Raw genomic sequence first — 23,084 nt, forward strand, 5'->3', positions numbered from 1 at the left:
CAGAGAAGGGAAAATATAGTACACAGCGTATAAGATTTAACTCCAATTCTTCTGCTTAATTTTTTGTTACATACTTATAAATTTTTCCCACGGCTTACTTAGACCGGAGAGTGTAAAACATAAAAATGGAACCCACAATTGAACAGTTAAAGGCTTTCTACGATTTATGTGTGCGAGTAAGTAAGCTACTACAAACAATTGATCTAAGTAGGTACAAAACCTGAACGCAAAGAGTAGTAGTGTTCGTATTCAATCGTACCAACTAGCTCCCAACTTTTCAGTTTCTTTTGATGCTGCACATACTCTCGTAATGTCTCTTCAATAACAGCGTCCTTAGTTAGATGACCAGCAAGTTCGAGAGCTTCTTTAATAAAGTTTTAGTCTATTTCTAGATTAGTAGCCATCTGCAAATTCTTCTACTTACGAATTACGTAGCTTGCTTCTCATTTTTTGAGAGTATTATGAATTACCTCTCTCACTCTACAAGAGATTTGAGTGCATTTAGTAGTTGCTGTTTAGTAAAAGGCTTAGTTAAATAAACATTTGCACCTTGTCGCATTCCCCAAATCCGGTCAATCGGCTGATTTTTAGAACTACAAATAATAATTGGTACTTTTTGAGTCACTGGATTTTTTTTAATTGACGGCAGAATTCAAAACCGCTAATTTCTGGCATTACCACATCAGTAATAATTGCATCCAAATGATGATTGATTGCTTTGCTTATCCCATCTTTGGCATCATAAGCTTTAATCACCGTGTATCCACTGTCTCTTAAAAAACTATTGATTAATTCCAATTGAGAAGGAGTATCTTCAACAACCAAAACTGTAGCCATATTTATCCTTACTAGCTCACCATTATTAGATTTTGTGGTTAATTTAAGTCAAATGCATGAAGACTATTTTAAGTAATTCTGCGCGAGTAAATGGTTTAGTCAGATATCCAGATGCCCCAACCAATTTAGCTTTTACTTTATCCACAATTCCTTTATTCCCAGTCACAAAAATAATGGGAGTCTTTTGAAATATCGAATTATTTCGTATAATCCGGCACAACTCATAACCATCTATTCCTAGCATATTTAAATCCAACAAAATTAAGTCTGGTTTGTGCCTTATAATTGATAAAACGGCTTTTACTGGATCGTTAATAGTCACTACAGAAAAATTTTCATTTTCTAAGAAACGACTAATTTCTTTGAGAATTGTGGGGCTATCATCTACAGAAACGATTTTGTGGACTTTTTGTGCCGTTACAGTAGCAGCTGTTACTTTTTGGGAAGCAGGATTTATGTTATTTGATATTGTTGGTTCCTGAAATTTTTCTTGGGGAGGAAGAGAAATCTGTGGTAATCGTGGAACAGGAGATATATTCTCTTCAGCAATATCAGGGTAAGAGTTGATGCTGCTATTTAGCTCTTTTGTGGTGTTCTCTATCTCTGGAATTAATTTTGAGAAAAGCGATTGCTCTTCAAATAGCTTTGGTAACTTATCAAATGGTGGATCGGGTTCATGTAAGATAATCGCACCATTAAGTATGTAAGGGTATAAATTGCGGGCTAATTGAATTTCATCTTGATTCAAAATTGTTGCCAGATGACACAAGCTGAAACCCTTCATCCAATTAATCAAATCTGGCTGAAGTTTTGGTAAATCTTTTTCCTCAATTTTGCTGTTAATCAACAGATATGGACGTTGATATGGAGAAGAGATTTGCGGAACAAAAGCTTGCCAATTCTGTAATCTTCCTTGACAACGTTCTAGAATCTTTTCTACATCTAGCCTACAAATTCTTGGCATTCTCTCAAGTGGTTCTGTTAATTCATAAGTACCTTCTTTAATAAGCAAAAATGATTCAACCACTTCTTTAACTAATTCTTGAATCAGCACTACTGCTTGTGTAGAATGTAGATGTTGTTGACTAACAAGCCAGGATATCGCCTGATATTCAGGAGGGTGGCTTCTGGAATTGCTGTCATATTCGAGTAACTGATTGTGTGAGTCAGGTTCAAACATCAGACGGACTTGAACCCGCACCTCGCTAGTAAGCAGGGGAATTTGGTGGCTGAGGCGGCGCAAATGGCGTTCTAGTCGATCAAAAGGTTCTACTGAATGAGTCGCGTAAGTTATTTTACCCTGTTCTAAGTAAATTGACCAACGAACTGAGTTACTTAATGCTTGTAAACAAGTACTATCAAAGCAATTGGATAACTGTCTTAACAAACTTAGAGGACGTAGTTTGGTGAATGCGCCTGAGTTATTCATATTTTTCAAGTTTCTTGCGGAATCAACAACTGAACATTTGTAGATTGAAAATATCAACGATGAAGTCTTCTCTTCTTTGTAATATTTATCTACGGACAAGTTATTCCTTTTAAAATATGTATATATTTTAAAAATTATAAGTTTTATAACTTATTTGTTACATTTGGTACTTTTACTTAATTTGTCTCAAACCACAAGTAGGTATGAATAAAGAGAAACATTTATCATAGCTAGCCTATCAGTAAATATTGGTTAATTCTGGATTTTACCAACTCCTGACAACTCTTACCTTAAGACCTTAGTAATGACGTTTATTTATGCCTACTCACAAAAATCATGCAAATTTGATTCCACGTTAAAGCAGTTACGCTGGTATACTTCTGGAGCTAAAGATATTAATTATGATTAATAATTTTTCTGTAAAGGAAAAATTCTTCTACATAAAATCTTTAAAAACTTATCTGGGAAAGTTTACGTATTTATTGTACTGTAGGTTTAATGGATATAAATTTTTGGTAGATACATTACAACAGGTAACACTGGGTTTTGATAAACTCTTTTTTGCTAAACTAAGCTGTACTCAAGTTTTTCTTAAAAAATATATTGAGAACTTCATGAAAATAATTTGTTTAATAAAGATTAGAGCATCTACCACTAGATACTATATTCTGTAGTGACCTCGACGGCTGAAATTATATACTCGGACAAAAAGGAAATAAAGCTTTGAACTTTAACATAACACAAAAAGTTATGCATGATACATTAAGACTTGATGAAGTAGTAGAATTTGCTGAGAACCCAGAACCTCGTTGTCCTTGTGTACTTTTACTAGATACATCTGGTTCGATGCAAGGAGATCCGATTGAGGCTTTAAATCAGGGTTTGCTCAGTCTAAAGGATGAATTAGTCAAAAATTCCTTAGCCGCAAGACGGGTGGAAGTGGCGATCGTCACTTTTGATAGTAATGTCAATGTAGTACAAGACTTTGTGACTGCCGATCAATTTAATCCGCCCATTTTAACGGCACAGGGCTTGACTACAATGGGTGCAGGCATTCATAAAGCTTTGGATATAATTCAAGAGCGGAAATCTCAGTATCGTACCAATGGGATTGCTTACTATCGTCCTTGGGTATTCATGATTACCGATGGAGAACCCCAAGGTGAGTTAGAGAATGTAGTGGAGCAAGCATCTGTGCGCTTACAGGGAGACGAGGCGAACAAGCGTGTAGCATTCTTTACGGTGGGTGTAGAAAATGCGAATATGACGCGTTTAAATCAAATAACTGTACGTACTCCCCTCAAACTCAAAGGACTAAATTTCATCGAGATGTTTGTCTGGCTATCAACTAGTATGTCAGCTGTTTCTCATTCGCAGGTAGACGAACAGGTAGCACTACCGCCGATTGGTTGGGGGACTGTTTAATTAAAAATCGCAGCTTGATGTTGACACAGCGAGCTGTTGAAAAAAAATCTATGAAAATATCAAAACAGATTGCTCAATGGCGGATTGTGGCTGCGTCGGTATGTGGTACAAGTCACTTAAAAAACAAGCAGTTATGTCAGGATGCTCATCACTGGCAAATATTGTCCGATAATGTTTTGGTGGCAGCCGCAGCAGATGGCGCGGGTTCTGCTAGCCTTGGGAAAGTGGGAGCGATGATTGCTGTGGAGACAGCAATAGAAAGCATTTCTAGCAGAGGAATCACCCAAAAAGTTTTGAGTGATGATACGTTTGTGCGATCGCTCTTAAATGATGCCATACTAGCTGCCAAAAAAGCTGTGGAGGCTGAAGCGGCTACTTGTGACAAACAGCCTCAAGACTTAGCAACTACCTTAATTATGATGGTTGCCACACCAGAAGTTGTAGCTGTAGTGCAAATAGGTGATGGTTTGGCAGTGGCAAAAGATAGCACGGGCAATCTCCTCGCTCTAACTATACCTGATAGCGGCGAGTACATCAACGAAACCACTTTTTTAACTTCTCCTACGGCCTTAGACACAGCGCAGATGAGATTATGGCGCACTGACATAGTTAATGTTGGTATCATCACCGACGGACTACAAATGCTGGCTTTGAATATGGTTGTTGGAGAACCTCACAAACCATTCTTTTTTCCACTGTTTGAATTTGTAGCTAATACCGAAGATAAGACAGAAGCGAAGGAGCAGTTAGTAAAGTTTTTACGCTCAGACCGAATTACACAACGCACTGATGATGATTTGACACTCATTATAGCTGCATTCAACGACTCATGAGCAATCAATTTACAGGTTTCACATCTTAAATAACTTCCGTTAGCGGTAATTTCATTATGCAGGTACTACGTTGTTCCCCTAGAAAAGAAATCCTCAGCCTCAATGTCAGTTTGGGGCGTGGCGGTGAAGCTTGTGTTTATGCAGTGCCATCTGATAATGACTTGGTGGCGAAGATTTACCACAAGCCAACTACAGCCCATGCTGACAAATTACAGGCGATGCTTGCCAACCCGCCAGAAAACCCTACAGCTAGTTTGGGTCATATCTCTATCGCTTGGCCAGAGGATTTATTGCGGACACCAGATGGCAAAAATAGCATCTTGGGCTTTTTGATGCCACGGATTCAGGGGATGCGTCCAATCATCGACTTCTACAACCCCAGAACCCGTCGTCAACACTGTCCCCTATTCAACTATCAGTACCTGCTCCGCACGGCTCGTAACTTGGCGGCAGCTTTTGCCGCTTTGCACGCTAGTGGATATTGCATTGGTGATGTGAACGAGTCAAATATCCTCGTCAGTGACACCGCACTGGTGACTTTGATAGACACAGACTCTTTCCAAGTACTCGACCCCAACAGCAATGTTGTTTATCGCTGCCCAGTCGGAAAACCAGAGTTTACGCCACCAGAACTACAGAATAAAACTTTTGCCCAACACGATCGCGAAATTTCTCACGATTTATTTGGGTTAGCAGTGCTGGTATTCCAACTCTTGATGGAAGGCACTCACCCATTTTCGGGGATTTTTCAAGGCTCTATTGAGCCACCGCCCTACGAAGCCCGCATTGCATCAGGGCATTTCACTTATAGCCAAAAGCGGTACGTACCCTATCTACCTACCCCCATTGCACCCCCTTGGGAAATTCTTCATCCCAGCCTACAAGAACTATTTGTCCGTTGTTTTGAAGATGGTCACAACAACCCACAGCTGCGTCCCAATGCCCAGACTTGGCTCACAGCCATCGCTGAAGCCGAAGATTCTTTAATTACCTGCACCACAAATCCCCAGCATCGCTACAACAACCACATGCGTAGCTGTCCGTGGTGTGAACGTACCGTGCGATTAGGCGGACGCGACCCCTTCCCATCACATCGGGCTATAGAAGCGAGAGAACATCTCCAACCGCGAATCAAAGCGAAAAAGCGCTACACCCAGACACCGCATTTTCCCCAGCGCAGTATGTCACCGCACTTAGGTAATTATTGGCAGCCAGTAATTACCCCAAGCGGTTCATCTTATAAACGTTCCAAGAAGTCAAAATTGTACCCGGTTCTTTGTTGTTTACTGGGTTTCGGTTTATTGGGTTATGCCGACGTAATGATTAAATTTACTCAGCCGTTGGTTTCCCAAAATGCTTACACTCAACAAACATTAAAGTCTCGTCAGACAATTAACAAACTCAGCTTCGCTGATTACTATCAGCAGAGTCAAACTGCTTACAAAGACCGAGATTACGAAAAAGCAATTGCCAGCTTAACCGCAGCAATTGAACAACAACCAACACATACCACAGCAATTGTAAATCGGGGCAATGCCCGCTATAACCTCAAAGACTACGAAGGAGCAGTTACAGATTATAGCCAAGCTCTTAAAATCAATCCCAATCAAACCAAAGCCCTTGTGAATCGGGGTAATGCCCGCTATATGCTCGCCGAATATAGCAACGATCCTGATGCAGAGTATAACCTAGCGATCGCAGACTATAATCGAGCTATCGGTCTGGATAAGAACGAAATTGAAGCTTATATCAGACGGGGGATTGTCCGCACCCAAATGGCTAAATATAGCGGTGAATCTCAACAAGCTTACAAAAGAGCGATCGCAGATTTCACTCAAGTCATAAAACGTAATGTATCGAAAGCAGAAGCTTATTTTCAGCGAGGTGTTGTCTATTATCAAATTGCTCAATATAGCAGCAATTATGAACAAGAATACAATCAAGCGATCGCTGACTTTAACCAAGCATTAACTATCAGCCCTAAACTAGCCAAAGTATATCTCAAACGAGGTATGGTTCGTTATGAACTGGCACAATATGGTGGTAGTGAATCTAACAAAAATCAGGCGAAAGCTATCGAAGATGTAGAGGCATCTGCCAAAATGTTTCTTGAGCAAGATGATATGGATAATTATCAGCAAGCACTCAGTAACTTATGCGTAGTCGTAGAACGCAAATGCGATCCTTTATTTCAAAGCTCAAGTAATTTAGAAAAAACTAACTAAAAACAAGTAAGTTTTTTTACTACCATATTATCGGTTTTGATTGGAGAAATCAAGCCTAACTAGGGTTAGCATCAGCTAGCCCTAGTTATTTATTTGGTAACATTTTTATTTAATTAAGTAATTTATTCTCATGTTTTTAGATATTCATAGAGCTTTTATATAGAAAAGATGTTAATTTATCTTTCCTTTATAATTTCGGGGGAAATTACAGTTAGATTGTTGACGGAGAAAAACAAATCAGAAATCAATTTTTCTCTATCTAAGTGCATCCTCTTCATGTCGAAAAGTCAAATAAAATAATATCCCTACAAATCTCCGAGGTAATTGCATGAAAGCGGTGATTTTGGCTGGAGGGCTTGGTACACGCCTCAGTGAAGAAACTAGTATCAGACCCAAGCCGATGGTTGAGATTGGTGGTAAGCCAATTCTCTGGCACATAATGAAGACTTACTCCGCCCACGGCATTAATGACTTCATCATTTGTTGCGGTTACAAAGGTTACATAATTAAGGAGTATTTTGCTAACTACTTCTTACACATGTCAGATGTTACCTTTGATATGCGATTTAACCAGATGAACGTGCATTCTGGTTATGCAGAACCCTGGCGTGTTACCTTAGTCAATACGGGTGATAATACCATGACAGGTGGACGCTTAAAGCGAATCAGGGAACATCTTGGTAATAATACCTTTTGCTTTACTTATGGTGATGGTGTAAGTAATATTAATATCACCGAGCTAGTGAAGTTTCACAAAGAACAAAATACATTAGGAACCCTCACAGCGGTTCAACCAGCCGGGCGTTTTGGAGCCATTTCCTTGGGCTATGAGCAAACTAAAATTACCAGCTTTCGGGAAAAACCCGAAGGTGATGGAGCTTGGATTAATGGCGGTTATTTTGTGTTAGAACCAGAAGTAATCAATTTGATTGCTGATGACTCTACAGTATGGGAGCAAGAGCCATTAGAAAAGCTAGCTGATATGGAACAACTATCTGCTTTTAAACATGATGGTTTTTGGCAACCGATGGATACTTTACGCGATAAAAACTATCTAGAGGGGCTATGGAAAAACAATCAGGCTCCTTGGAAGGCATGGTAGAAAGAAAGTCAAAAGTCAGGAGTCAGGAGTCAGAAGTTAAATGACTAATGACTAATGACTAATGACAAATAAATTTACTGAAATTTTAAGTGCGATAATACTAATGTATGATTTTGCGATTATAGGTGGGGGAATAGTTGGACTCTCTACAGCATTGGCTTTAGGAAAACGCTATCCCAATGCGCGTATTTTAGTACTAGAAAAAGAGAGTCAATGGGCATTTCACCAAACCGGCAATAATAGCGGGGTAATTCATTCTGGTATTTACTACAAGCCAGGGAGTTTCAAAGCTAAATTTTGTCGTGATGGTTCTCGCTCTATGGTAGAGTTTTGCCAAGAGCATGGAATAGAACATGAAGTTTGTGGTAAAGTCATTGTTGCAACAGAAGAACAAGAACTACCACGTCTAGAAAATCTCTACCAACGCGGCTTAGACAATGGTATAGAAGTTAAGAGAATCAGCCCCGAAGAAGTCAGGGAAATTGAACCTCACGTAAAATGCGTAGGTGGGCTTCGGGTATTCTCAACTGGGATTGTTAATTACAAGCAAGTTTGTTTGAAATATGCCCAGCTAATTCAACAACAGGGTGGAGATTTGCATCTCAATACAAAAGTTCTGAAAATCTCCCCAAGTGGTAAAAATCAGGTACTAGAAACAAACAAAGGTAACTTTGCAACCCGCTTTGTAATTAATTGTACGGGATTGCATAGCGATCGCACCGCCAAATTAGGTAAAGTTGAACCCCAAGCCAAAATCGTCCCATTCCGGGGAGAATACTACGAACTCACCCCAGAAAAACGCTATCTCGTCAAGACACTAATTTACCCAGTTCCCAATCCCGATTTTCCCTTCCTGGGTGTCCACTTTACCCGGATGATTGATGGTAGCGTTCATGCAGGGCCAAACGCAGTTTTGTCACTCAAACGCGAAGGTTACAAAAAAACCGACTTTGACTTACGAGATTTTCTTGAAGTCGTCACCTATCCAGGTTTCTGGAAATTGGCAGCAAAACACGCTGATGAAGGCATCCAAGAAATCATTCGTTCCTTTAGTAAAGCAGCCTTCACCAGAAGTTTGCAAAAACTAATTCCCGAAGTCCAAGCAGAAGACTTAGTTCCCACCCACGCAGGAGTTCGCGCTCAAGCCTTAATGAACGACGGCAAACTTGTAGACGACTTTTTGATTGTTTCCGGTCAAAACTCCATCCATGTTTGCAATGCTCCTTCTCCAGCTGCCACATCTTCTCTAGAAATCGGCAAAGCGCTTGTAGCAGAAATTCCCCAACCATCGCATCTAAATAATGTAGTAACTGCATAGATAACATTGTTATTACTTCCGGGCTGCTGAATAAAAGGATGAATCTTGTATAGTGGGCATCTTTTCCAGCCTGGAAATATAAGAGACGGGTAAGATACCTATCTCACAAGAAAAAAGTGTAGTGCATCAATTAAGAACCGCTATAAAGTGCAGTTACCCAATAGGTAAGTCGGCAAACTATGTAATGACTGTTAGCCGAGTTATATGACCTAACCCCCAATCCCTTCCCTACAAGGGAATGGGAGCAAGATTCAAGAGCAAGATTCAAAGCCTCTCTCCTAAGAGGAGAGAGGTTTGGAGAGAGGTCAAATTATTGCATACAAACGAAAAATATAGCGGTTCCCTCTTGGATGCAACACCCTTTAGGACGCACATCTGTGCATCCCTACTAAACGAAAAATTTAACTCATCAATACAAAGGCGTTAACCACAATGAAAATATTAGTAACTGGAACAGAAGGCTATCTAGGTTCATTATTACCGCCTCTGTTAATTGAACGTGGACATGAAGTTATCGGTCTAGATACCGGCTTCTATAAAGTTGGTTGGCTATACAACGCTAATGGGGTAACACCCAAAACCCTTAACAAAGATATCCGCAACATCACCCCCGATGATTTGGAAGGCGTTGAAGCAATAGTTCATATGGCGGAACTCTCCAACGACCCAGCCGGACAATTAGCACCCAATATTACCTACGAAATTAATCATGTAGGTTCAGTTCGTCTCGCTAGCCTAGCTAAAGCTATGGGTGTGCGTCGTTTTGTATATATGTCTTCGTGCAGTGTCTACGGTGTTGCTACCGCAGGTGATGTTACAGAAGAATCCCCAATTAATCCTCAAACAGCCTACGCAGAGTGCAAAACTTTGGTAGAACGGGATGTCACACCACTAGCTGACGATGACTTCTCTCCCACCTTTATGCGGAATGCCACAGCCTTTGGTGCTTCTCCCAGAATGCGCTTTGATATTGTTTTAAACAACTTAGCTGGGTTGGCATGGACTAGCAAACAAATCAAAATGACCAGTGATGGTACACCTTGGCGACCATTAGTCCACGCACTGGATATTTGCAAAGCAATAGTCTGTGCTTTAGAAGCACCACGGGACATTGTACATAACCAAATCTTTAACGTCGGAGATACAGCGAACAACTATCGTGTCAAAGAAATTGCAGAAATTATTGCTGATATTTTCCCAGATTGTAAATTGTCCTTTGGTGACAACGGCTCAGATAACCGCAGCTATCGGGTATCCTTCGAGAAAATCAACACAATTCTCCCCGGATTTAAATGTGATTGGAATGCCCGACTTGGTGCCCAGCAGCTATTTGATTTATTTAGCCAAATAGATATGGCTGAAGACACTTTCTTGTTTAGAGGATTTACTCGCTTAAAACAGCTAGAGTATCTAATCCGCACCGAGCAAATTGACAAAGATTTCTTCTGGAATAAAAAGTAGATAGAGTTGCCTATCAGCAAAGAAGAAATAATCTAAGTTTCCGAATCAACAATATTTGGTTCGGACTTATTTCATCCATCAAATTATTTGTAATCAGTGAGTTGAAATTTATGGCGAACGCAAAATGTCGTTTTAGTGGTCAACCTCTGCACCAAACCTTTATTGATTTAGGAATGTCACCTTTAGCCAATGCTTATCTGACAGCAGAACAGCTAAATCTTGCCGAAAAATTTTATCCACTCCATGCTTATGTGTCTGAAGAAACCCTTTTAGTTCAATTAGAACAATTTGAAACTCCCGATCATATTTTTAGCGATTATGCTTACTTTTCTTCTTACTCAGTAAGTTGGCTAAAACACGTCAAAGCTTACACCGATATGATTGTAGAGAAATTTGGTTTTAATCATCATAATCAAGTTGTTGAGATTGCCAGCAACGATGGCTATCTACTGCAATATTTTGTAGAAAAGGGAATCCCAGTTTTAGGAATAGAACCAGCCGCAAATATAGCTAAGATAGCTCAAGATAGAGGTATTCCTAGTATCAACAAGTTTTTTGGGGTTGAGACTGCCAAAGAACTTGTGATACAAGGAAAACTAGCCGATCTTTTGATAGGCAATAATGTTTTAGCTCATGTACCAGATTTAAATGATTTCATAGCTGGAATGAAACTCATCCTCAAACCGAATGGTATTTTGACGATGGAGTTTCCTCACATTTTGCAATTGATTCAACAAAACCAATTTGATACTATTTATCACGAGCATTTTTCTTACTTCTCATTTCTGACTATCGAAAAGATTTTTGCAGCACACAATTTGCAACTTTTTGATGTGGAAGAATTATCAACTCATGGCGGTTCACTAAGAATTTATGCCAAACATAACGATGCTGATAGTCCTAACATCAGTGACCGAGTTAGCCATCTAAAAGCAAAAGAAATTGCTGCTGGGCTGCACCGGATAGAGACTTATATTACATTTGGTGAAAAAGTCAAACAAACAAAGCATAAGCTATTAAATTTCCTTCTGAGTGCAAAAGCAGAAGGTAAATCAATTGTTGGTTATGGCGCACCAGCCAAAGGCAATACATTGCTTAATTACTGTGGAATTGGGAAAGATTTTATCGATTACACAGTCGATTGCAACCCTTACAAACAAGACTTATTTTTGCCTGGGACTCATATTCCCATCTTTGAACCAGACAAAATCCGCGAAACTAAACCAGATTATGTCCTAATTTTACCTTGGAATCTCAAAGAGGAAATTATGGAGCAAATGGCATTTATTGGCGAGTGGGGCGGACAGTTTGTTGTACCAATTCCTGAAGTAAAAATTTATCCGTGTCCTATTCCGGATAGGCTTTTAATAGCGTCGTAATTACTAAATATAACCCAAAAAGCGCCTTTTATTACTATTTTATTGTTTTCAATATGAGCATAGAGAAGAGGTAAAAAGTAATTAAAAGGCGTAGTTTCATAAAGCTTTTGTTGCTAAATATCAAAAAAACAAATTAAAAGCAGCTTGTTAATAAACAAGCTGTTGTTAGTAGCCTCCTAACTATAGATTTAAGCTTAATATGAATAAACTCCTGACTATTGCCATACCTACTTATAATCGTGCCAGTCTACTTGATAAACAGCTAACATGGTTGGCTCAAGCTATCAAAGGTTTTGAAGATGAGTGTGAGATTTTAGTATCCGATAATTATTCAACAGATAATACTCAGGAGGTGATCCAAAAATGGCAAGCGACACTTAACAATATTACATTTAAATCAAATAAGAATTTAAAGAATTTAGGCGTAGTTAAAAATATTATGTATTGCCTAAAGTCTACAACAACAAAATATGTTTGGACAATCGGTGATGATGACCCAATTCAAGATAGAGCAATTGCTTATGTGATTAGCAAACTCAGACAACACGAAGATTTATCATTATTATTCCTCAATTTTTCCGGTCGTAACCAAATTACTGGTGAACCAGTTCATCCACCAAAAATAGTTGGTAATCGCTGGTTTGATGTTGATAGTGAAGATGGTAAGGGTGATGGTAAAGCCATATTTGAACATTGTTTTTCAAAAAGTGTCGGTGCAGTCATTTTTCTGACCGCTACAGTCTATCGCACTGACTTAGTAAAACGCGCTCTACAAGATTGGCAAGATGCTGAGAATAACTGGATATCTTTAGCATATTTAGCCGGATATTGTGCTGCTAATGGTAGTGTCATTGTCACTAAAGAGACTTATTTAGAATGTATTGTTGGTGTGAGTTATTGGCAGAAAGAACCAAAATCAGCACTGTTAATGCAATACAAACATATTCCTGAAGTGATTTTGAAATTAGAGCAAAGTGGATATTCTAAACAATTTTGTAGACGGATGCTTTTGCAGAACGGTAAAGAAGTTAACTTAAAAGTTTTCTTGGGTGCTTTAAGAAGATGGCCGATGTCCGCCATCAAAACAGTAGTTCCATTTTTGGCTTTAGTCAGCTTATGTGCTTTTGATGTGATGGTTTCTAAAGAATTCGGTTTAGCAGAATCAAGCGAAATATCTACTGAAGAAGTACGTACCTATAAGCCATAAACGACCTAATTACTAACAACTATATATCAATAAGAGAAGGATTTGCGCCATGTTCGACGCGATTAAACGCAAAATAGCTACACTCTCATCTGACTTTGAATATTACCTAGCTCGTTGGAAGCATAGCAAAAATCTGCCAGCATTAGCAGGAAGCGATCGCAACATCCTTAAGACTCTCAAAAAAGATGGTGTTTACGTCACTAACTTGGCAGATTTAGGGTTCGACTCTAGCTCCGAACTGCTCAAAGCTGCTCACCATCAATTGCTTCAGATGGAAAATCCCACCAATGAGCATCTAGATGAAAGGTTGCCACAAATTTATACAGTTACAGGTTTACCAGAATTTTATGCCTGGGGGGTAGAGAAAAGGCTACTCAACATCATCGAAAATTATATCGGTCTTCCAATTGCTTTTCATGGTGTACATTTACGCAAAGATTTCAAGAGCAAATATCAGTTTGGGACGCTACTATGGCATAGCGATGCAGAAGACCGACGGATTATCAAAATCATTATTTACTTGAATGATGTAGAAGAAAAAACTGGGCCTTTTCAATACATCCCTCGCTCCCTAACTTCCTTATTTAGTTGGAATTATTTTCGCCTTTACTACAAACTTTGGAAGTCAGGCTATATGGGTATCGACGATGAACAAGTAAAACCAGTCATCCCCAAATCAGCTTGGAAATCATGCCCAGGTCCAACAGGTACAGTCATTATTGTAGATACGAAAAATGCTTTACATCACGGCACAGTTCGTACAGAAGACCGATCAACATTATTCTTTTGTTACACCGCCAATCCTCCTGAACGGCAAGACCTCTGCACTCAATACTGGGATGATACTTATCCCAGAATAGAGTTACAGTCTGCATCAGATGCAGTTAAAGTTTCGAATTAAAAACGTAAATTTAATTAACCGCAGAGGCACAGAGAACACAGGGAAAAAGAATGAGCTTCACGTAAAAGTAGAAATAAGGGTTTATGTGTCAATTCAAAAATGCCAGAAAAATCAAATTTTTAGGTTTAGGACTGACACAAAATATCTCTCAAACTCTCATATCTCCGTGCCCTCTGCGTCTCTGTGGTTCGTTAAGCAGTTAGCAACAACATTCATCTCAAAGGAATCATAATGATTTTCACCGCAACCGAACTCAAAGACGCATTCATTATTGACTTAGAAGAAAAGCCAGACCACCGTGGTTTTTTTGCTCGGTCTTTCTGCGCTCAAGAATTTGAAGCACACGGATTAAAGCCAACAGTTGCCCAATGCAACCTGTCTTTTAACTACAAAAAAGGCACTATCCGGGGAATGCACTATCAAATTCTGCCAGCAGCAGAAACGAAGTTAATTCGCTGTACTAAAGGCGCTATCTATGACGTAATTATTGATATGCGTCCTGAATCTCCTAGCTTTTTATCACACATTGGGGTGGAACTAACACCAGAAAACCGCCGCGCTTTGTATGTTCCAGAAATGTTTGCTCACGGCTATCAAGCACTGACGGATGAAACTGAAGTTGTATATCAAGTAGGTGAATTTTACACGCCAGGCTATGAAAGAGGTTTACGCTATGACGACCCATTCTTTGCCATTGATTGGCCTCTAGATGTGACTGAAATCTCTGAGAAAGATTTGAGTTGGCCTTTGTTGAGAATGATGACTGTTGGCGGTGCTTCTAAATAAAATTAGGGATATTGAATGGTTCGTGAAATTATTTTTTAACGAACCGCATAGACGCGGAGCGGCTACTCTTACGAGAACGCTTTCAGCGAACCCGCAGGGTAGGACGCAAAGAGCGCAAAGTAAAGAAAGAAATTAGAATTGATGTAGACACAACTATCAATTACTAATTAAATTTTGAGATATTAAGTTAATGAAATTAGGTAGAAATAAATGTCAAATAAGATTCTATCTCGTATCGCTAATACTATATCTTTTGTCTCCAACAAAGTACAAGCTCGGATTAATTACGCTAAGACCTTACAGGTTGTTTCTCTAAAACCAAAACAACCTTCTAAGGGGAATGTGCTTCTTTCTTATCGGATTGAGCCATTCCTCTTAAAACCTGGCCAGCCAATGCCTAATGACCATACTTGGTACTGGGAAGTTTGGCAAATAGCCCAAACTTTTTTAGACTTGGGCTATAACGTTGATGTTATCCAGTTCCACAATGATAAATTCGTTCCGCAAAAGCACTACGCATTTTTCATTGATATCCGTCATCGGATGGAAGCACTTGCACCAAAACTCAATAAAGATTGCATCAAAATTTTCCATGTTGACATTGCAAATATGGTGTTTCGCAATGCAGCTGAATGCAACAGGCTTTTAGAAGTACAACAGCGCAAAGGTGTAACCTTAAAACCACAGCGATTTGAGGTTCCTAACCTGGGAATTGAACATGCCGATTGTGCCATTGTGTTAGGTAACGATTTCACAACTGATACATTCAAGTATGCCAACAAACCAATGTATCGTATCCCAATTTCTTCGCCTAGCGTTTATCCTTATCCCGAAAAGAAAAATTTTGAAGCGGTAAGAAAACGTTTTCTGTGGTTTGGTGGTAGTGCTTTAGTCCTGAAAGGATTAGATTTAGTTTTAGATGCCTTTGCCCAAATGCCGGAATACCATTTAACAGTTTGTGGCCCGGTAAGTAATGACAAAGAATTTGAGCAAGCTTTCTATAAAGAACTGTACGAAACACCTAACATTCACACTTATGGGTGGATTGATGTTAGTAGCCCTGACTTTATAGAGGTTACAAATAACTGTCTAGGGCTGGTTTATCCTTCTGTTTCTGAAGGACAGTCAGGAGCAGTAATTAGTTGCTTACAAGCTGGGCTAATTCCCATTTTAAGCTACGAATCTGGTGTTGATGTTCATGATTTTGGTGTGATTTTTGATAACCTTTCCCTTGAAGAAATTAAAGACAAAGTTAGAAGTATTTCCAATTTGCCTGTTGAAAACTTAAAGCTGATGTCTCTGAAGGCGTGGGAATATGCCAGAGCAAATCATACCAAAGAAAAATTTGCTCAAGTTTACAGAAATGTTGTAGAGCAAATTATCGAAAATCACAGCCAGAAAAAACAGACTGCTTCCACATCATCTAGCAAACAACCAGTTACTAGCAATCACTAATCTTAATTCCGATGAAAATGTACTTAATATTTAGCTGTAAAAAATCATTAAGTGCAAGTTTATAGAGAATTTGTATCACAACCAACAGTTCCAAAAAGGAGTTTAGTTCATGATTATTATCGATCGCGCCTTACAAGCCCGTGCAGCAGCAGGAAATCCTATCAAAGTGGGAATGATTGGTGCTGGTTTCATGGGTCGAGGAATTGCCAACCAAATTGTCAATTCAGTGCCAGGGATGGAGTTAGTTGCTATCTCCAATCGTCAGATTGATGCAGCTAAACAAGCTTATTCGGAAGCAGGAATTGAAGATATTCAAGTTGTTGCAACTGTCAGCGAATTAGAAGATGCGATCGCAAACGGTAAGTATGCAGTCACAGAAGACGCTAAGTTACTATGTCAGGCTGAGGGCATCGATGCCTTAATCGAAGTCACAGGTGCAGTGGAATTTGGCGCTCACATCGTTATGGAAGCGATCGCTCATTGCAAACATGTGATCATGATGAATGCCGAACTCGACGGCACTATTGGCCCCATCCTGAAAGTATATGCTGACAAAGCAGGTGTCATTCTCAGCGCCTGTGATGGCGATCAGCCAGGGGTGCAAATGAACCTCTACCGCTTTGTAAAAAGCATTGGTTTAACTCCCTTATTGTGCGGTAACATTAAAGGACTCCAAGACCCCTATCGCAATCCCACCACCCAGGAAGGATTTGCTAAACGTTGGGGTCAAAAGCCCCACATGGTGGCTAGCTTCGCTGACGGAACCAAAATTTCCTTTGAGCAAGCGATCGTTGCCAATGCCACAGGGATGAAAGTCGCCAAACGGGGAATGTTAGGGTATGACTTCAACGGTTCTGTCGATGAAATGACCCAGCTATATGATGTTGAACAACTCAAAGAACTGGGCGGCATTGTCGATTATGTAGTTGGAGCAAAACCAGGCCCAGGCGTATATGTATTTGCCACTCACGACGATCCCAAGCAACGCCACTATCTCAACTTATACAAATTAGGCGAAGGCCCTCTTTACAGCTTCTATACTCCTTATCACCTCTGTCATTTTGAAGTTCCCCTGTCCGTAGCGCGTGCTGTCCTCTTCGGTGATGCCGTTATGTCTCCGCTAGCAGGCCCGTTAGTAGATGTTGTTACCACCGCCAAAATCGACCTGAAAGCTGGAGAAACCCTAGATGGCATCGGTTACTACATGACCTACGGACAATGTGAGAATTCCAATATCGTCCAACAGCAAAATCTCCTACCAATTGGTTTAGCTGAAGGATGTCGCCTGAAACGGGATATTAATAAGGATCAAGTTCTCACTTATGAGGATGTAGAATTACCTGAAGGCAGACTCTGCGACCAACTAAGAACTGAGCAAAACAATTATTTCGCCCCAGAAAAAATCTTGGTAGCAGTTGGGTAATATCGATTCCAAAAATATTTGCGACAAATGAATTGGCTGTAGGGACATACAGTTGTACGCCCCTTATAACGGATAAGATCCCCCCGCCTGCGGCGACCCCCTTAAAAAGCTACGGTGTATACACAAGTCCTTCTGACCCCCTCTAACTCCCCCTTGTAAAGGGGGAGAACCGGATATTTCCCCCCTTTACAAGGGGGGATTAAGGGGGGTAAATCCAGAATTTGGGCTTCATTACCAAGATGTGTAGCTGTAGCTTAAAAAGGGGGTAAAAATTACAAAAAGCCCCCCTTTTTAAGGGGGGTTGGGGGGATCTCCGAAGCCCCTACCAACATATTTGTCGCCAGAATTTCGTAAAGAGGATAGGAAGCTATACTGCGGGACACTAAAGTTGTTGATAATAACTTGCTGGGGAGCCTTGAAACAAACCCGATCGAAACTTTAGGTTAAATTCATGAAAATTGCTCTAGTCCACGATTATTTAACCCAGCGAGGTGGGGCAGAGCGTGTATTTGAACTGCTTTGTAAGCGTTATCCTGAAGCAGACATTTTCACATCTCTGTACGATCCTCAAAAAACTATTGATCTAGGCGATCGCATAGTCAACACAACCTTCTTACAAAAAATCCCTGGTGCAGCAAAGTATTTCAGGTCAATGGCTCCTCTATACTTTCCTGCCTTTCGCTCTTTGGATCTGCAAGACTACGATCTAATTATTAGCAGTAGTACCAGCTTCGCCAAAGCAGTACGAAAAAATCCCAATGCCCGCCATATTTGTTTTTGCCATAACGTCACCCGTTTCTTATGGGATACAGCAACCTATTTAAGAGAGTACGGAGACTATAGATATTTTGCACCTTTAATTGAACAAGTATTTCAAGTAATGAGAAAGGTAGACCTGAAATATGCACAGGAACCTGACCTTTACATTGCTAATTCTAGTGTTGTTGCCCGCCGTATTGAAAATATTTATGGCAAAAAGGCAATGATGGTAAACTATCCAATTGATACTAGTAAATTTGTTTTTTCAGATATAAAAGATGAATATTATCTGGCTTCAGCCCGGATGATTAGCTATAAACGCCTTGATATAATAGTCGAAGCTTTTAACTGGCTGGGATGGCACTTATTAATATCAGGTGACGGGCCAGAACTAGAACGGTTAAAATCTAAAGCATTACAAAATATTGTGTTCTTGGGACACGTAAGTGATAGAACCCGCAAAGACTTGTTTTCCAAAGCCAAGTCTATTATTGTCGCAGCCTTAGAAGATTACGGGTTAGTTCCAGTAGAGGCAAATGCTAGCGGCACACCAGTTATCGCTTATGGAGCAGGTGGAGTATTAGATACTCAAATACCAGGTGAAACAGGAGTCTTTTTCAAAAGACAAACACCTGACTCTCTACAAATTGCATTACAAGAAGCCAATGGCATTTCTTGGGATTACGATCACATCCGTAATCATGCAGTAGCAAACTTTTCAGAGAATGCATTCTTTGGGAAAGTTGAGCAAATTATTAACCAAGCTTGTGGCGGGCATCAAATATTCATTTGATTTCGGAATCTCTTGACACTATAAGATTACCTATTGATTTTCTCTCCTCCTTGGCGTACTTAGCGCACTTGGCGGTTCGTAAACAAATAGGTACTCTTCGGGATATCTCTTAGCGTAAGTCTTGAAGACAAGGATAATAAAAGTGGTTCAAACTAGCCTAAATCCTCAAATAAATCCAGCCTCTGAAACTGAACCAAGTTACGGACAATTGTTTGCCGTATTTGTGCGAAGATTTCCTTGGTTTTTAGCAGTATTGATTAGTTCTATTGCTATAGCAGGCATCGTAACTTTAAAAACTAAACCAACTTATAAAAGTTCAATGCAACTGCTAGTAGAATCCAACTATCAAGGTAAGAAAGAAGGAGCAGGGGTAGATAGCCAGTTTACTGACTCTAATATTGTCATAGATACTGCAACTCAGCTTAACTTGATGCAGAGTTCTGGACTTATCCAAAAAGCAGTTGATAAACTTCAGTCTGATTATCCAGATATCAGTACAGGTGAAATTAAAGCTTCTTTAGTCTTAACTCAATTGAGAAGCAAAGAAGATAATGTCGCTACAAAAATCTTTCAAGTTGAATACACTGCTGGAGATCCAGAAAAGACACAAAAAGTTCTCGGTGCAATTCGACAAGTTTATCTGGAATATAACAAACAACAGCAGACTTCGCGGTTACAAAAAGGTCTGCAAATTATTAGGGAACAGTTAAGTAAAGCCAGTGAAGAAGTAAACGCATCTGAGACTAATTTACAAAGGTTTCGTAGAAATCAGAACTTAATTGATCCAGAGTCACAGGCCAAAGCGATTGAGACAGCTTTGAATAATATCGCTCAAGAAAGACAGACAACTCGCGCTCAGTATGGCGAAGCCTTAGCACGCCAAAAATCTTTGGAAGAACAACTTAACCGTTCTCCTCAAAATGCTCTAGTTGCTTCTCGTTTGAGTCAGTCTACTCGCTATCAAGGCTTACTAAACGAAATCCAAAAAAGCGAATTGGCACTAGCACAAGAACGCTTACGCTTTACAGATCAGACTCCAAGTGTGCAAAAGCTCAAAGAACAGCTTCAGGGACAGAAGGAATTATTGCAACAAGAAGTAGGAAGAACTTTAGGCGAAAAGTCTGCTAGTGCATTCACTTCTGGAGACTCTCTTCTTGAAAAAGGACAACTTGGGCAAATCGATCTTAGCCTTGCTGGTCAGTTAGTAGAAACGCAGACAACTATAGTTGCTTTAACTGCCCGCGATCAAAGTTTAGCTCAGAAAGAAAACGAGCTACGTTTGGAAATCAAACGCTTCCCGCCTCTTTTGGCTTATTACAATCGGATGCTACCGCAGTTGCAATTTAGCCGTGAAAGGTTAGAGCAGCTTTTAAGAGCAGAACAACAATTGCGGCAAGAACTTTCCAAGGGTGGTTTTAATTGGGAAGTGGTAGAAGATCCCCAAAAAGGCGCACAATTAGGCCCCAATCTCCAACAGAACTTGCTGTTAGGTGCTGTAGTTGGGTTGATGTTAGGAGGCATTGCTGCCTTTATTCGAGATTCGGCTGATGATGCAGTTCATACCACTGCTGAGTTAGAGAAGCAAATGGCTCTACCTTTGTTGGGAACAACCCCCAAGTTACCGCCAGCTAAACCCAGAGAATCAATGATTAAATTGCCCTTTGGCAAGCCAGAAGTTCTTGCCCCTTGGACAATTCAGGTACTGCAATCTCCACCACGTTGGGAATCGCTGGATCTGATTTACAAAAACATTGAACTTTTAAATACTGTTGCTAACTTGAAGTCTTTGATGATTACCTCAGCTTTACCAGATGAGGGTAAGTCAGCTTTGGCGTTAGGTTTAGCGATGAGTGCTGCGCGTTTACACAAAAGGGTGTTATTAATTGATGCCAACTTACGCGATCCCAGCCTGCACCACCAACTAAATCTTCCTAATGAACAGGGGCTTTCAACTTTACTAGCGAGTGATGCAAGTCTACCCAGCCAGATTAGTCTTCAATATGCAGGTTCCGCCTACATCGATATTTTAACTGCTGGGCCCAAACCGACTGATCCAGCGAATCTGTTGAGTTCTCCGCGCATGATGCAATTGATGGCAGCTTTTGAGGAAAACTATGATTTGGTACTCATAGATGCTCCCCCAGTTCTTGGTTTGGTGGATGCCATGCTTACCGCATCATCTTGTCGTAGCGTAGTCATGGTGGCAAGCATTGGTATTGTGACACGAAGCCAGTTAACTCAGGCTACAGCAATGCTAAGTAAGTTAAACCTGATTGGGGTTGTAGCTAATGGGGTATCAAACTCTAGCAGTAATTACGTACCTTATATCAAACAACAGCAATTGGCTCTACGCCAAGCTGTGGAAAAATAGCTAGTACCGCGAGATGCAAGATCCCCGACTTCTCTAAGAAGTCGGGGATCTAATTAGTTTAATTACAACACATGGTAGGGTAGCACATCTGTGATGCCCTACTTTTTAATGAGCAAAATTTAATTTTATTGCTATCAGGAAAATTTTCGTATATTTATGCGATCTTTATGGGTTTTCAGAGAAATTACTGGCTCTTTAAAGAGTAAATAAAGAATTTATTTGAGCGATCGCTATTTCTAGATAGTCTTATATTCTAGAGATTAAAGCACCTTCAGAAAGGCTAGAAGGCAAGGGTGGACTAGTTTTGTTAAATCTATCGACACAAGAAACACCTCAGTACAATTAAAGGTAGATATGGATTTATGGGTAATTTCCCTCTACATATTTCTACTTTCAGTAGTTACCGGAAAATACCGATTGCCCATGAATATTGATAGTAACGTTGATTTGTAAACCTCTACACCAGCAGAATCCTGGACAATATGTGCTTGACTGGGTGGCAAATAGCAATAACATATTTTTGCCCTCAATTATCTCCAATTTTTTGGACTTACAACAAGATTCGGATTTGGGTCTTTGGCATTAATAGCCTTTGATAGCGCCTCAGTAATTCACTCCTGTATAAACCCAAAGACATTATGACAGCTTCAATAATTCCAACTCTAGAGAATTTATATGATGTAACCCAGGAACACCAAGATAATCGTGGGTACTGCACACTTCAGTGGCGGCGGGGTCAGTTGTTGGTGAAGCAGCCTGGACAAGTGAAACAACCATATCTGCCTGCATTAGATAGTAAGCGATCGCTAGTAAAATGCTTACAACATTCTCCAGTAAGTTTGGTAAGCATAGATCCAAAGCTGGGTGAGGCTTTGCTCAGGTTTTGGGCAGATGCGTGTCAAGAAGCTCAAAAACCAATATTCCTAAGCATACCTGCTGCTAATAAACCTTCTAATCAACCCTGGAGACAATTGCAGCGATTAATTGATTGGATTGCTGCTTTAGTATTGCTGGCATTAGTAAGTCCAGTCATGCTGGGATTGATCGCATTAATGCAGGTTTACTCACCAGGATCGCTTTTTTGTCGTGAATGGCGTGTTGGAGAACGGGGTAAACTCTTTCAAGCAATGAAGTTTTGCACGCACATCACACCACTAGGGCGTTGGATAGGTAAATACAATCTCGACAATCTCCCACAGTTATTTAATGTACTGCGGGGTGACATGAGTTTGACTGGCGGTGGATCTCATTGCTGGACTTTGGAAGATGCAGTACAGCTAAATAAACTACCAGATATTAAAGCTTCCTGGAAAGTAGAGGCATCTCACCTGTTACATCTAGATAGCCAAACACTGTAATTCATCTGTGCGGTAATTGATG

The 23,084-nt window shown here is 40.1% G+C and carries 18 protein-coding genes and 1 pseudogene; 16 read left to right on the forward strand and 3 right to left on the reverse strand.

What is annotated here, in order from left to right; all coding sequences use genetic code 11:
• Positions 1–125 precede the first annotated feature (125 nt).
• Positions 126–224, forward strand: a complete 99-nt coding sequence (locus H6G86_RS40200) for a DUF6888 family protein (protein WP_442936464.1) — start codon at positions 126–128, stop codon at positions 222–224.
• Here H6G86_RS40200 and H6G86_RS39640 read toward each other — a convergent pair.
• The 3 genes and pseudogenes from H6G86_RS39640 to H6G86_RS23960 form a co-directional block, all read right to left on the reverse strand.
• Positions 204–371 carry a type II toxin-antitoxin system VapB family antitoxin gene (locus H6G86_RS39640; RefSeq protein ID WP_313931442.1) on the reverse strand — a complete coding sequence of 56 codons (168 nt, stop codon included), beginning with the start codon at positions 369–371 and terminating at the stop codon, positions 204–206. The two genes, H6G86_RS40200 and H6G86_RS39640, sit on opposite strands and share 21 nt — an antisense overlap.
• Before the next feature lie 104 nt (positions 372–475).
• Positions 476–837 (reverse strand): annotated as a pseudogene (locus H6G86_RS23955) (response regulator transcription factor).
• Between the two features lie 43 nt (positions 838–880).
• Positions 881–2,266 (reverse strand): response regulator, encoded by a 1,386-nt coding sequence (locus tag H6G86_RS23960; protein WP_190936419.1) that lies wholly within the window; start codon positions 2,264–2,266, stop codon positions 881–883.
• A 750-nt stretch (positions 2,267–3,016) separates the two neighbouring features.
• Here H6G86_RS23960 and H6G86_RS23965 point away from each other — a divergent pair.
• The 15 genes from H6G86_RS23965 to hepC all read left to right on the forward strand — a co-directional run bounded on the left by H6G86_RS23965 (position 3,017) and on the right by hepC (position 23,062).
• On the forward strand, positions 3,017–3,691 hold the full coding sequence (locus H6G86_RS23965; RefSeq protein ID WP_114082323.1) for a vWA domain-containing protein: 675 nt from the start codon (positions 3,017–3,019) through the stop codon (positions 3,689–3,691).
• A gap of 50 nt (positions 3,692–3,741) precedes the next feature.
• Positions 3,742–4,524 (forward strand): PP2C family serine/threonine-protein phosphatase, encoded by a 783-nt coding sequence (locus H6G86_RS23970; RefSeq protein ID WP_190936420.1) that lies wholly within the window; start codon positions 3,742–3,744, stop codon positions 4,522–4,524.
• A gap of 56 nt (positions 4,525–4,580) precedes the next feature.
• A complete protein-coding gene (locus tag H6G86_RS23975) occupies positions 4,581–6,749 on the forward strand; it encodes a tetratricopeptide repeat protein (protein WP_190936421.1) in 2,169 nt (722 codons plus the stop codon).
• Between the two features lie 328 nt (positions 6,750–7,077).
• Complete coding sequence (rfbF, locus tag H6G86_RS23980; RefSeq protein ID WP_190936422.1) at positions 7,078–7,851, forward strand: glucose-1-phosphate cytidylyltransferase; 774 nt, start codon at positions 7,078–7,080, stop codon at positions 7,849–7,851.
• Positions 7,852–7,954: 103 nt separating this feature from the next.
• Positions 7,955–9,169 (forward strand): L-2-hydroxyglutarate dehydrogenase, encoded by a 1,215-nt coding sequence (gene lhgD / locus H6G86_RS23985; RefSeq protein ID WP_185581659.1) that lies wholly within the window; start codon positions 7,955–7,957, stop codon positions 9,167–9,169.
• Positions 9,170–9,601: 432 nt separating this feature from the next.
• Positions 9,602–10,630 carry an NAD-dependent epimerase/dehydratase family protein gene (locus H6G86_RS23990; RefSeq protein WP_012407825.1) on the forward strand — a complete coding sequence of 343 codons (1,029 nt, stop codon included), beginning with the start codon at positions 9,602–9,604 and terminating at the stop codon, positions 10,628–10,630.
• A gap of 110 nt (positions 10,631–10,740) precedes the next feature.
• Positions 10,741–12,009, forward strand: a complete 1,269-nt coding sequence (locus H6G86_RS23995) for a class I SAM-dependent methyltransferase (RefSeq protein WP_190936423.1) — start codon at positions 10,741–10,743, stop codon at positions 12,007–12,009.
• 199 nt (positions 12,010–12,208) lie between these two features.
• Entirely contained in the window at positions 12,209–13,216 is a 1,008-nt protein-coding gene (locus H6G86_RS24000) for a glycosyltransferase family 2 protein (RefSeq protein ID WP_190936424.1), read from the forward strand.
• A gap of 49 nt (positions 13,217–13,265) precedes the next feature.
• The gene (locus H6G86_RS24005) at positions 13,266–14,117 is read left to right on the forward strand and encodes a phytanoyl-CoA dioxygenase family protein (protein ID WP_190936425.1); all 852 of its coding nucleotides are present in this window, start codon (positions 13,266–13,268) and stop codon (positions 14,115–14,117) included.
• Between the two features lie 231 nt (positions 14,118–14,348).
• A complete protein-coding gene (gene rfbC, locus H6G86_RS24010; protein ID WP_190936426.1) occupies positions 14,349–14,903 on the forward strand; it encodes a dTDP-4-dehydrorhamnose 3,5-epimerase in 555 nt (184 codons plus the stop codon).
• A gap of 210 nt (positions 14,904–15,113) precedes the next feature.
• Entirely contained in the window at positions 15,114–16,358 is a 1,245-nt protein-coding gene (locus H6G86_RS24015) for a glycosyltransferase (protein WP_190936427.1), read from the forward strand.
• Positions 16,359–16,467: 109 nt separating this feature from the next.
• Positions 16,468–17,781: an NAD(P)H-dependent oxidoreductase gene (locus tag H6G86_RS24020; RefSeq protein WP_190936428.1), complete on the forward strand. Its 1,314-nt coding sequence runs from the start codon at positions 16,468–16,470 to the stop codon at positions 17,779–17,781.
• 451 nt (positions 17,782–18,232) lie between these two features.
• On the forward strand, positions 18,233–19,333 hold the full coding sequence (locus H6G86_RS24025; RefSeq protein WP_190936429.1) for a glycosyltransferase: 1,101 nt from the start codon (positions 18,233–18,235) through the stop codon (positions 19,331–19,333).
• 142 nt (positions 19,334–19,475) lie between these two features.
• Positions 19,476–21,704, forward strand: coding sequence for a GumC family protein (locus H6G86_RS24030; RefSeq protein WP_190936430.1), 2,229 nt, complete (start codon positions 19,476–19,478; stop codon positions 21,702–21,704).
• Positions 21,705–22,342: 638 nt separating this feature from the next.
• Complete coding sequence (gene hepC / locus H6G86_RS24035; RefSeq protein ID WP_190936431.1) at positions 22,343–23,062, forward strand: heterocyst development glycosyltransferase HepC; 720 nt, start codon at positions 22,343–22,345, stop codon at positions 23,060–23,062.
• The last annotated feature ends 22 nt before the right edge of the window (positions 23,063–23,084 follow it).

Source organism: Nostoc sp. FACHB-133, assembly GCF_014698055.1.
GTDB lineage: Bacteria > Cyanobacteriota > Cyanobacteriia > Cyanobacteriales > Nostocaceae > Nostoc.